Source organism: Saccharomonospora saliphila YIM 90502 (assembly GCF_000383795.1).
Classification (GTDB): domain Bacteria; phylum Actinomycetota; class Actinomycetes; order Mycobacteriales; family Pseudonocardiaceae; genus Saccharomonospora; species Saccharomonospora saliphila.
The window spans coordinates 35,900-45,258 of the sequence record NZ_KB912667.1; the positions used below are offsets into that span (position 1 = coordinate 35,900).

General features: G+C 71.5%; 7 protein-coding genes. 5 read left to right on the top strand and 2 right to left on the bottom strand.

Going from position 1 to position 9,359, the window contains the following annotated elements; genetic code table 11:
- The 5 genes from SACSA_RS26045 to SACSA_RS0110920 all read left to right on the top strand — a co-directional run.
- On the top strand, nt 1-525 hold a 525-nt coding region (locus tag SACSA_RS26045; protein WP_019815840.1), incomplete at its 5' end, for a TRAP transporter small permease.
- The gene (locus SACSA_RS0110905) at nt 522-1,796 is read left to right on the top strand and encodes a TRAP transporter large permease (protein ID WP_019815842.1); all 1,275 of its coding nucleotides are present in this window, start codon (nt 522-524) and stop codon (nt 1,794-1,796) included. The genes SACSA_RS26045 and SACSA_RS0110905, both read left to right, overlap by 4 nt.
- Before the next feature lie 32 nt (nt 1,797-1,828).
- Nucleotides 1,829-2,848: a DctP family TRAP transporter solute-binding subunit gene (locus tag SACSA_RS0110910; protein WP_019815844.1), complete on the top strand. Its 1,020-nt coding sequence runs from the start codon at nt 1,829-1,831 to the stop codon at nt 2,846-2,848.
- A gap of 13 nt (nt 2,849-2,861) precedes the next feature.
- The gene (aroQ, locus tag SACSA_RS0110915; RefSeq protein ID WP_019815846.1) at nt 2,862-3,296 is read left to right on the top strand and encodes a type II 3-dehydroquinate dehydratase; all 435 of its coding nucleotides are present in this window, start codon (nt 2,862-2,864) and stop codon (nt 3,294-3,296) included.
- Nucleotides 3,293-4,321, top strand: a complete 1,029-nt coding sequence (locus tag SACSA_RS0110920; RefSeq protein WP_019815849.1) for a Gfo/Idh/MocA family protein — start codon at nt 3,293-3,295, stop codon at nt 4,319-4,321. The genes aroQ and SACSA_RS0110920 overlap by 4 nt, the downstream gene beginning before the upstream one ends.
- Nucleotides 4,322-4,465: 144 nt before the next feature.
- Here the strand turns inward: SACSA_RS0110920 and SACSA_RS0110925 are convergent, their stop codons facing one another.
- Nucleotides 4,466-7,849 (bottom strand): pyruvate carboxylase, encoded by a 3,384-nt coding sequence (locus tag SACSA_RS0110925; protein WP_019815851.1) that lies wholly within the window; start codon nt 7,847-7,849, stop codon nt 4,466-4,468.
- Between the two features lie 163 nt (nt 7,850-8,012).
- Nucleotides 8,013-9,359: ATP-dependent DNA helicase RecG (locus SACSA_RS0110930; protein WP_019815853.1), on the bottom strand; the 1,347-nt coding region annotated here is incomplete at its 5' end.

The following is a 9,359-nucleotide window of genomic DNA, read 5'->3' on the forward strand; positions in this document are numbered from 1 at the left end:
CCCGACGGCACGCGGTCGCCGGGCGGCCGTGTCCGCGCCCGCGTCCACCGGGTGTCCGGTGCGCTCTCCGCCGCGGAGGCCGCCGTCGGCGGGCTGCTGCTCGTCACCATCTTCGCGTTGATGCTGACCCAGGCCGTACAGCGGTACCTGCCCACCGGCGGGTGGGTGTGGACAGGCGAACTGGCCCGGTTCGGCCTCGTCTGGCTGACCTTCGCGATGGCGGGCTACCTGGCCGCCCGCGACGAGCACGTCACGCTCAAGCTGATCGACTACGTGGTGCGCGGCGTGCCGCACCGCCTCGTGCTGGTCTTCGCGAACGTGATGGTCGCCGTCGTCTGCGTGAACCTGGCCTACGAGGCGTTCGGCCTCGTCGCGGAGCCGACCGCGCAGGTCTCGCCCGCGTTGGGCCTTCCGATGAACTACTTCTACGTGATTCCCCTCGCCGGGCTGGTGCTGACCACCGTGCGTTCGGCGATGGCCGTCGTGGCGCCTCCGCGGCCGTCCGGAGAGGAGCAGTCCGCATGAGCATGACGCTGCTGGCGGTGGCGATCATCGCGTTGCTCGCGCTGCGCGTGCCGGTCGCCTTCGCGCTGCTCGGCCCGTGCCTGACCTACGTGACGCTGAACGGGCAGTCGTTCGGCCTGAGCGTGCGCGAGGTCACCGGCGCGATCGACAGCTTCCCCCTGCTTGCCGTGCCGCTGTTCATCCTCGTCGGCGTGGTCGCCAACCACGCCGGCATCGCCGACCGGCTCTTCGACTTCGCCCAGTCGCTCATCGGACGGGTCAAGGGCAGTCTCGGCTACGTCAACATCGGCGTCAGCCTCGGCTTCTCGTGGATGAGCGGGTCGGCGCTGGCCGACGCCGCCGGGCTCGGCAAGGTCGAGGTTCCCGCGATGGTGCGCAAGGGCTACTCCCGCCGGTTCTCCGTCGGCATCACCGCCGCCTCCAGCCTCATCGGCCCCGTGATGCCGCCGAGCATCCCCGCCGTGATCTACGCGTCGATCGCGGCGGTGTCGACCGGGGCACTGTTCGCCGCGTCCGTGGTGCCCGCCTTCCTGCTGGCCTCCGGACTGGCGGTGGCCGTGTTCGTGTGGGCCCGCAGGCAGTCCGGTCTAAAGGCGCAGCCGTTCGACCGGGCGCGGCTGCGCACCGCGTCACGGCGGGTGCTCGGCCCGGCGCTCGCACCGGTGATCATCCTCGGCGGCATCCTCGGCGGCCTGTTCACCCCGACCGAGGCCGCCGCCGTCGGGGCGGCCTACGTGCTCGTGCTCGGCTTCGCCTACCGCACCGTGCGACCGCGCGACCTCGGCGCCATCCTGCGCGACACGGCGTCGACGACCGCCTCGATCACGCTGATCCTCGGCGCGTCGGGCCTGCTGGCCTGGATTCTGGCGCGCGAACAGGTGCCCGGCGCGGTGGCCGAGTTCATGCTCGGGATCACCGACAACCAGGTCGTGTTCCTGCTGCTGGTCAACGTCGCGCTCATCCTGCTGGGCGCGGTGCTCGAGACCACGTCGGTACTGGTGATCACGGTGCCGATCCTGCTTCCCATCGCCGTCGAGTTCGGTGTCGACCCGCTGCACTTCGGCGTGCTCACGATCGTCAACCTGATGATCGGCCTGCTCACCCCGCCGATCGGGGCGGTGCTCTACGTGCTCAGCCCGGTCACGAAGTTGCCGGTGCACGAGGTCTTCCGGGGCACGGCGCCGTTCCTCGTCCCGCTGGTCGCGGTGCTGCTGCTGATCACGTTCGTGCCCTCCGTGGTCACGTTCCTGCCCACCGCACTCGGACTCTGAAAGCCCCACCCGACAACCACCAGGAGGCAACGATGCCGACTCCGAAGACCCGCCGCGGCCTCGCCGCGCTGCCCGCCGTGGCGCTGCTGGCCACCGGCTGCACCGCGATGAACGACCCGGGCGGCGACGGCGGCGACGGCACGATCACCCTGTCGTTCGCCAACAGCTACACCACCCAGCACCCGCACACACGGTGCGGCATCCAGGCCGTCGCCGACGAGATCAACGGGATGGACAACGGCGTCACCATCGAGACGTTCCCGAACAGTCAGCTCGGCGACGACACCGAGCGCTTCACCTCCGTGATGGAGGGCGATGTCGACATGGACGTGCAGGGTTCGTCGGCGCTGGCCTCCACCTACGACCCGATCGGCGTGCTCGACATGGCCTACGCCTTCGACGGTGCCGACCACCTCTTCGAGTTCTTCGACAGCGAGTCCGCCGAACGGCTCAAGGACGACTTCGCCGAGCAGACCGGCACCCGCATCCTCGACGTCTGGTTCTTCGGGATGCGCCACTTCTCGGCCAACACCGCGATCCGCGAGCCCGCCGACCTCAAGGGCCTGCGCATGCGCTACCCCGACTCGCCGATCTACCTGGAAAACGCCAAGGCCGTCGGCGCCGATCCCACGGCGGTGGCCTTCGAGGAGGTCTATCTCGGCCTCCAGCAGGGCATCATCGACGGTCAGGAGAACCCGATCCCGACCATCGCCGAGCAGAGCTTCGACGAGGTGCAGAGCCACGTGAGCCTGTCAGGGCACCAGACCGGCTCGCAGCTCATCGTGGTCAACGAGGACCGTTGGCAGCAGCTCTCCGCCGACCAGCAGGACGCGCTGCGCACCGCCGTGCACGAGACCCGCGCGGACAACCGGGACTGCGTCGAGGAGGAAGAGCAGCGGATTCTCGACGAGTGGAAGCAGAACGGCCAAGTCACCGTCGTCGACGACGTCGACCGGGAGGCGTTCGCCACGCGGGCCGAGAACCACTTCACCAGCACGCTCTCGGGCGAGCAGCTCCGGCTCTACGAGCAGGTGCGCGCGGCGGCCGAGTGACGGGAGGACGACCATGCGGGTCCGCGTGCTCAACGGGCCGAACCTGGGACGGCTCGGCCGCAGGGAACCGGCCAAGTACGGCGGAACGACCTACACCGAACTGGCGGCCTCGTGCCGGGACCTCGGAGCCGAACTCGGGCTCGACGTTCTCGTGCGCCAGACCGACGCCGAGCACGAGATGCTGGGCTGGGTGCACGCCGCCGCCGACGACGGCGCGGCGGTGGTGCTGAATCCGGGGGCGTGGACGCACACCTCGGTGGCGCTGCGCGACGCGTGCGCGATGCTGACCGCACCGCTGGTCGAGGTGCACATCACCAACGTGCACGCCAGGGAGTCCTTCCGGGCGCACTCCTACATCTCCCCCGTGGCGACCGCCTCGATCATCGGCTGCGGCGTCGCGGGCTACGGGCTGGCGCTGCGCTGGCTTGCCGGGACGGCGGCGTCATGACCACGGTGCGGATCGCGGTCGTCGGCGCGGGACTGATCGGGCGGCGCCACATCGGCCTGGTGCGCGAGCATCCGGGTTGCGAACTGGTGTCGGTGGTGGACCCGGACCCCGCGGCGCGGGACGGGCACGGAGTCCCGGGCCACGCCGACGTGGCGGAGATGCTGGCGCGGACCGCCCCGGACGGGGTGATCGTCGCCTCGCCCAACGCGTTGCACGTCGAGCACGCGCTCGCCTGTGTCTCGGCAGGGGTGCCGGTGCTGGTGGAAAAGCCGCTGGCCGACACCGTCGCCGAGGCCGAGACCGTGGTCACCGCCGCCGGCGCGGGGGGCGTGCCACTGCTGGTGGGACACCACCGCAGGCACAGCCCGCTGATGGCGGCGGCGTGCGAGGTGATCCGCCGGGGCGCGCTGGGCAGGCTCGTCGCGGTGCAGGGCGCCGCGCTGTTCCGCAAGCCGGACGACTACTTCGACAAGGCCCCGTGGCGCCGCGAGCCGGGCGGTGGCCCGATCCTGATCAACCTCATCCACGAGATCGACAATCTGCGGGCGCTGTGCGGGGACCTCGTCGAGGTGCAGGCGAGCACGTCGAACGCCGTGCGCGGGTTCGACGTCGAGGACACCGCCGCGCTCACCCTGCGCTTCGCCTCCGGGGTGCTCGGCAGCTTCCTGCTCTCCGACACCGCGGCGGCGGCACGGAGCTGGGAGCAGACCTCGCGGGAGAACCCGGACTATCCGTACTACCCCGACGAGGACTGCTACGTCGTGGCGGGCACGGACGGGTCGCTGACGATCCCGACCCTGCGGCTGCGCGTGTTCTCCGGCGAGCGGTCGTGGTGGACGCCGTTCGAGACCTCGGTGCTCGAGGTGGCCCGGCGCGACCCGCTGGCCGCGCAGCTCGATCATTTCCGCGCGGTCGTGCTCGGCGAGGCCGCCCCGCTGGTGGACGGCCACGAGGGCCTGCGCACCCTGCGCGCCACCCAGGCCGTCGCCGAGGCCGCCCGCACGGGCACGCCGGTGGCGGTGTGACCACCGCGGGCGCCCGCCGCGGCCTCCGGCGACGATCCGAGATCGGCTTCGGCCTCGAACGCGTCCTCGACAGTTTGGATCGTCGCGCGGGCTCCTGCTCTGAGCCCGGCAGGGGCCCGCGCGGCACCACGGAGGGACCCGGGGTCAGTCCAGCACGACCAGCAGGTCGCCGCCCTCGACCTGCTGCACCGAGTTGATCGCCAGGCGGCCGACCGTGCCCGCCTGCGGGGCGGTGATGGCCGCCTCCATCTTCATCGCCTCGATGGTGGCCACCGTGTCGCCCGCCTCGACGGTGTCGCCCTCGGACACGGTCGCCGTGACCACCCCGGCGAACGGCGCGGCGATGTGCTTCGGATCGTCCTTGTCGGCCTTCTCCTTCGCGGGCAGGTCCGAAGCCACCGAGCGGTCGCGCACCTGGATCGGCCGGAGCTGCCCGTTCAGCGTGGACATCACCGTGCGCACGCCGCGCTCGTCGGCCTCGCCGATCGCCTCCAGCTCGATCAGCAACCGCACACCCGGCTCCAGGTCGACCGCGTACTCCTCGCCCGGGCGCAGGCCGTAGAAGAAGTCCTTGCTCGGCAGCACGCTGGTGTCGCCGTAGGCCTGCCGGTGCGCCTCGAACTCCTTCGTGGGCCCGGGGAACAGCAGCCGGTTGAGCGTCATCCTGCGGTCGGAGGCCAGATCCCGGCGGTCCTGCTCGGTCAGCTCCTCGGTCTCGCGCGCCTCGGCCCGGCCCGCGAGCGCCTTGCCCCGGAACGGCTCCGGCCATCCGCCGGGCGGGTCACCCAGCTCACCACGCAGGAACCCGATCACCGAGTCCGGGATGTCGTAGCGGCCGGGGTCGGCCTCGAACTCGGCGGGCGAGACCCCCGCACCCACCAGGTGCAGAGCCAGGTCCCCGACCACCTTGGACGACGGCGTGACCTTCACCAGCCGTCCGAGAATGCGGTCGGCCGCCGCGTACATCGCCTCGACGTCCTCGAACCGGTCCCCCAGACCCAGCGCCCTGGCCTGGGTGCGCAGGTTCGACAACTGCCCGCCGGGGATCTCGTGGTGGTACACCCGGCCCGTCGGCGAAGCCAGTCCCGCCTCGAACGGCGCATAGATCTTGCGCACCGTCTCCCAGTACGGTTCGAGTTCGCCGACCGCGCCGAGGTCGAGGCCGGTGGGCCGCTCGGAGTGGTCGGTGGCGGCGACGATCGCCGACAACGACGGCTGCGACGTCGTGCCCGCCATCGAGGCCACCGCACCGTCCACCGCGTCCGCGCCCGCGTCGATCGCGGCCAGATAGGTCGCCAACTGCCCACCCGCCGTGTCGTGGGTGTGGATGTGCACCGGCAGGTCGAACTCCCGGCGCAACGCCGTCACCAGCGTCCGCGCGGCGGGCGCGCGCAGCAGCCCGGCCATGTCCTTGATCGCGAGCACGTGCGCGCCCGCCCCGACGATCTGCTCGGCCAGCTTGAGGTAGTAGTCGAGGGTGTAGAGGGTCTCGCCGGGGTCGGACAGATCCGAGGTGTAGCAGAGGGCGACCTCGGCCACGGCCGAGCCGGTCGCTCGCACCGCCTCGATCGCCGGACGCATCTGCTCGACATCGTTGAGGGCGTCGAAGATGCGGAAGATGTCGATGCCGGTGGCCGTGGCCTCCTCGACGAACGCCTCCGTCACCTCGGTCGGATACGGCGTGTAACCGACGGTGTTGCGCCCCCGCAGCAGCATCTGCAGGCACAGGTTCGGCATGGCCTCCCGCAGCGCCGCCAGCCGCTCCCACGGGTCCTCGGCGAGGAAGCGCAGTGCGACGTCGTAGGTGGCCCCGCCCCAGCACTCCACCGACAGCAGCCGCGGCAGCGTGTGCGCCACGGCGGGCGCGACGGCGAGCAGGTCCCTCGACCGCACGCGCGTGGCCAGCAACGACTGGTGCGCGTCGCGGAAGGTGGTGTCGGTGACGCCGATGTGCGGCGAGGAGCGCAGCCACCGGGCGAACCCGTCGGGGCCCAGCTCGGTCAGTTTCTGCTTCGACCCTGCCGGAGGCGGACCGTCGGGAACGGCGGGCAGTTTGCGCACCGGGTCGATCAGCCGGGGTCGTTCGCCGTTGGGCTTGTTGACCGTCACGTCGGCCAGGTAGGTGAGCAGGCGGGTACCCCGGTCGGCCGAGTGCCGGGCGGTGAGCAGGTGCGGACGCTGCTCGATGAACGACGTGGTGACCCGTCCCCGCTGGAAGTCGGGATCGTCGAGCACGGCCTGGAGGAACGGGATGTTGGTGGCCACCCCGCGGATGCGGAACTCGGCCACCGCGCGCCGGGCGCGGTCCACGGCCGTGGCGAACGTCCGCCCCCGGCAGGTCAGCTTGACCAGCATCGAGTCGAAGTGCGCGCTGATCTCGGTGCCGGAGAAGGCCGTGCCGCCGTCGAGCCGAATTCCGGAACCGCCGGGCGAGCGGTAGGCGCTGATCATCCCGGTGTCCGGGCGGAACCCGTTGGCCGGGTCCTCGGTCGTGATCCGGCACTGCAACGCCGCACCGCGCAGATACACCCGGTCCTGGGTGAGGTCGAGGTCGGTCAGCGTCGAACCGGAGGCGATCCGCATCTGCGACTGCACCAGGTCGACGTCGGTGACCTCCTCCGTCACCGTGTGCTCCACCTGGATGCGGGGGTTCATCTCGATGAAGACGTGGTTGCCGTCGCGGTCGACGAGGAACTCCACCGTGCCCGCGTTGCGGTAGCCGATCTGCCGGGCGAAGCGGACCGCGTCCTCGCAGATGCGCTCCCGCAGATCAGGGTCGAGATTCGGCGCGGGAGCCAGCTCGATCACCTTCTGGTGCCGCCGCTGCACCGAGCAGTCCCGCTCGTACAGGTGGATGACGCCCTCGTCGGTGCCCGTGCCGTCGGCGAGGATCTGCACCTCGATGTGGCGGGGCTCGACCACGGCCTTCTCGAGAAACACGGTCGGGTCGCCGAAAGCCGACTCGGCTTCCCGCGAGGCCGCCTCGACCGCCTCCCGCAACCCGGCCGGGTCCTCGACCAGCCGCATGCCGCGCCCGCCGCCGCCCGCGACGGCCTTGACGAAGACCGGGAAACCCAGCTCCTCCGCCGCGGCGACCAGCGTGTCCACATCGGAGGTCGGTGCCGAGGAACCGAGGACCGGGACACCGGCCTCCCGGGCCGCGGCCACGGCACGCGCCTTGTTCCCGGTCAGCTCGAGAATCTCCGCGTCCGGGCCGATGAAGGTGATCCCGGCGTCGGCGCACGCGCGGGCGAGGTCGGGATTCTCGGACAGGAAACCGTACCCGGGGTAGACGGCGTCCGCCCCGGCGCGCAGCGCCGCGCCCACGACCTCGTCGACCGAAAGGTAGGCGCGCACGGGATGTCCCGGTTCGCCGATCTCGTACGCCTCATCGGCCTTCAGGCGGTGCAGCGAATTGCGATCCTCGTGCGGGAACACCGCGACCGTGCCCGCGCCCAGCTCGTAGGCGGCGCGGAAGGCGCGGATCGCGATCTCACCGCGGTTGGCGACGAGTACCTTGCGGAACATGCCCGGTCCTTCCTTGGGTCTCGGATCGGTCGGCAGGCACGTTACCCCGGAATTCCCGCTGAGCGGGAGTACACACACGGCGTGACGGAACTCATGCGCCCATTCGCCGAACGGTCCCACCGGGCACGGTCGCGCCCGACGAGGTCGTCCTGTGGCGCGGAGGTCACGACTTACCCAGGTAGTCGAGCCGGTCGGCGTCGAGCGTGTCGGCGACCAGAGCGGCCAGCGCGGGGTGTGCTGTGAGGTCGGGATCGCCGTCGACCATGCGTTGCGCGGTCTCGCGCGCCCGCGCGATCACGTCCTCGTCCCGCAGCAGCGAGAGCAACCGCAATCCCGAGCGCGTCCCCGACTGCGCCGCACCGAGGATGTCGCCCTCCCTGCGCAGTTCGAGGTCGAGCTTGGACAGCTCGAACCCGTCGGCGGTGGATTCCACGGCCTCGAGCCGCGTTCGGGTGGCGGTCCCCGCGACCGCCTCGGTCACCAGCAGGCACAACCCCGGCTTGGCCCCGCGGCCCACCCGGCCGCGCAGCTGATGGAGCTGGCTGACGCCGAAGCGGTCGGCATCCATGATCACCATCACCGTCGCGTCGGGCACGTCGACGCCGACCTCGATCACGGTCGTGGCCACCAGGACATCGAGTTCACCTCCGGCGAAGGCGCGCATCACGGCGTCCTTGTCCTCGGCGGGGAGCCTGCCGTGCAGCGTCCCGACGCGCAGGCCCTCCAGCGGTCCCTCGGCCAGTTCCGGCGCCAGGTCGAGCACCGCGACCGGTGGGCGCTCGGTCTTGTCGGACGGCGGCTCGTCACCGATGCGCGGGCACACGACGTAAACCTGATTGCCGCCGCCGACCTCCTCCCGCACCCGGTCCCACACGCGGTCGAGCCATCGTGGGCGCTCGGCGACGGGAACCACGGTGGTGGAGATCGGCGCGCGCCCGGCGGGCAGCTCCCGCAGCGACGAGGTCTCCAGGTCGCCGTAGACGGTCATCGCCACCGTGCGCGGGATGGGCGTCGCCGTCATCACCAGCACGTGCGGGCTCGTGGCGTCCGCGCCCCGGGAGCGCAGCGCGTCCCGCTGTTCGACCCCGAACCGGTGCTGTTCGTCGATCACCACGAAGGCGAGGTCGGCGAAGGTGACGTGTTCCTGCAGAAGCGCGTGGGTGCCTACGACGATCCCCGCGTTCCCGCTCGCCGCGTCGAGCAGCGCCTGCTTGCGCTGCTTCGCGGGCAACGACCCGGTGAGCAGCGTGACCCGGGTGGCCTGCTCGGCGGCGTCGAGTTCGCCCGCCCGTCCCAGCCCGCCAAGGAGTTGGCGCAACGAGCGCGCGTGCTGGGCGGCCAGCACTTCCGTCGGCGCGAGCAGCACCGCCTGCCTGCCCGCGTCGACGACCTGGAGCATCGCGCGCAACGCCACCACCGTCTTGCCGCTGCCGACCTCGCCCTGCAGCAGCCGGTTCATCGGGTGCTCGCCCGCCAGGTCGGCCGCGATCGCCTCGCCGACCGCGGACTG